The organism is Arthrobacter sp. NPDC080086, assembly GCF_040702285.1.
Genome location: NZ_JBFBKP010000161.1, coordinates 1 through 2,367, shown reverse-complemented (window position 1 = coordinate 2,367; position 2,367 = coordinate 1). Strand labels below are relative to the sequence as shown.

1 protein-coding gene is annotated in these 2,367 nt (G+C 66.6%); it reads right to left on the bottom strand.

The annotated features are described in order from the left end of the window. Positions 1-2,367, bottom strand: a 2,367-nt coding sequence (locus AB0305_RS22975; RefSeq protein WP_366174175.1) for a hypothetical protein, incomplete at both ends; no start/stop codon positions are given.

Sequence of the window (2,367 nt, the reverse complement as noted above, 5' to 3'; positions counted from 1 at the left end):
CAGCACTTCGCGCAAGGCCACCTCGCGCGCAGCGGGGTCGCTCACCGACGCCTGGCTTTCCAGCTCGGCAAAGATGTGCTCGACGATACGCTGGCCCGCACGCGCCGCGTGTGTGGGCCCGCCAACGCCAGCCGCACCCCCTTGTCGCGCGCACACCAGGATCGATTGGATCTCGTCTGCGTAGGCGTTCAGCACGTCGGTCACCTCGGGTCGGATCTTCCAGCTCTCGCCATAGGCCAGGTTGCCGCGCGTGGCCATGGCGTCGACGGAGGCAATGAACGCGTCGACCTTGGCGCGGCTGGCCGGGGTGCGCGCAATGTGTGCATGGCGCGCCTGCAGGTGCGACAGAAAGGATTTCGCATCCACGAATTCCATCAGCCGCCGGATAAACCTTGGGTTCAGCCGGCCGTTCTCTTCCACCCGACGCAGCGTGACACTCGCGCCGCTGGGCACCAGCGTGGTGGCCGCGCCCAATATCGGCACGCTCGGCAGGCTGACAGATTCCGGATGCCCGCTGTGGCTGGAGAAATGCCCGATCGACGAGGCGGTACTCACTACTGACGCGCTCACCGTCACGCTGGCCGAGCGCGCACGCGAGCGCTCCACGCCGCGCAGCCAGCCGTTGGTGTCGATACGCTCGTTCTTGCCGGCCAGCAGGCGGTCGTAACTCACGCCCAGCGTGGGGCCAAAGTGCAAGGTTCCACCGCTGATGCGGAAGGTCTTGCTTGCGTTGGCCGACAACGTATGACTGCTACGGTGCTGCTCGCGCCAATTGACGGAAATGGCCGGCGTACGGAAGAAGCGGTGGGCAAACTGCTCCCACATCTGCTCGGGCCGCACGGCGCGCGCAGCCTGCGCCACGGTGGCGTTCTGGAACAGGAAATCCACCACATCGGCAGCGTTCTTGCGCCAGGCATCGGTGGGCTTGCCTGCCTCGTCGTAGCTGAGCCCGGTGCGGACGATGACGCCGATGGGCGCACTGCGGTCATACGAATACGCCACACCGCCGCCGATGCCCGCTGCCATGTGCGCGCCGCGCTTGCCAAACGCAATGCCACCAAACACGCCGAACGCCGCGCCGGTGGAAGACCGTTTGTCCGTACCGACGAACACCTCGCCGCCGTAGGACGATGAGCCGATCTCGACAAACGCGTGTCGCCCGTGCAATGCCTTTGCCCCTGGGCCGAGCGACACCGCCGGCACCAGCGTGTTGTGATTGAACTCGTGCTGGTTGAGCGACATGTTGGCGTTCACGCCGTAGGTGCCGCCATCGAAATAGCGCACGTTGTTGCCCAGCGGCATGGCATGGATGGCATCCGTCAGCGCGGTACGGAAGGCATCGAGTGTGGCGGCCTGCGGCCGTATGGGGCGGCCGCGCTCGATGGCGGTGGCCTCGGCCAGCCTGTCCTGCGCCGGTTGCAGCGACTGCAGCAACTGCGACGATTGCGGGCCAGCCGTGCGGGTGCTGGCAGCCAGCGATTCCGCCTCCATCACCCAACGCGCCAGCGTTTTCAGGTCCAGCTTGTCGAGCTTGCGGAATTCGCGATAGCTGAGCACGGTGTTGGCGTCGAGATCGGCCTCGGCCGCCGCAATGCGCACGGCAGCAGCAATGGCGTGCTTGTCGGCCGTGCGGAGCTTGAGCGTGCTGGATCGCCAAGCGGGGCCGGTGTGCACCTTCCAGTGTTTGAGCAGTTGTTCGCGCAGCAGCCACAGGCCACGTTGATCAACGCTGAGCGTGGCGCCTGCCGGGCCTTGGTGCAGCGCGCCGCTGTGCTCAAGTAGCCCGTCAATGCAGGCGTGCACATGCTCATGCAAGGCTTTGGCTTCATTGGCAAGCAGGCCCAGATTGGCGCCGCCGGCGCCGTAGGTCGTTGCCGTAAGCGGAGACTTCTGCATGCCCAGCAGACGGCGCGGGTCAAACGCCAACACGCGGTGCTTGGCACGCTGCTCGGCACGCCGTGCCCACGTGCTGAACTTGTTCAGGCGGGTCAGGGTTCGCGCCAGCGCGGTGCCAGGGCCGCCTTCCCGATAGCCGCTTCGCCAGGCAACGTAGGCGGCAACCTGTGTGCGATCACCGATCGCCTCGGCCGATGCATGCGGTGACGCATTGACCTTGACTGCGCATAGCAACGCATTCAGCGCCAAGCTATCAAGCGCGCCAGCGCGATCGGCTGCGCCCGCTTGGCGCACAACAGCGTGCTCCAGTTGCGCGGCTGGCGTGCGAGGCACCTCTTGCGCCGGCAGGCCGGCCGCTAGTTGGCTGGCTGCCTGAAGGAAGGTGCGCAGGCTCTCGCGCTTGAGCGTGGCGGTCGCCCCGTCGTCGGGCAAACCATTCACCTGGACCAGTTCGGGGCGCAGCGCCACCAG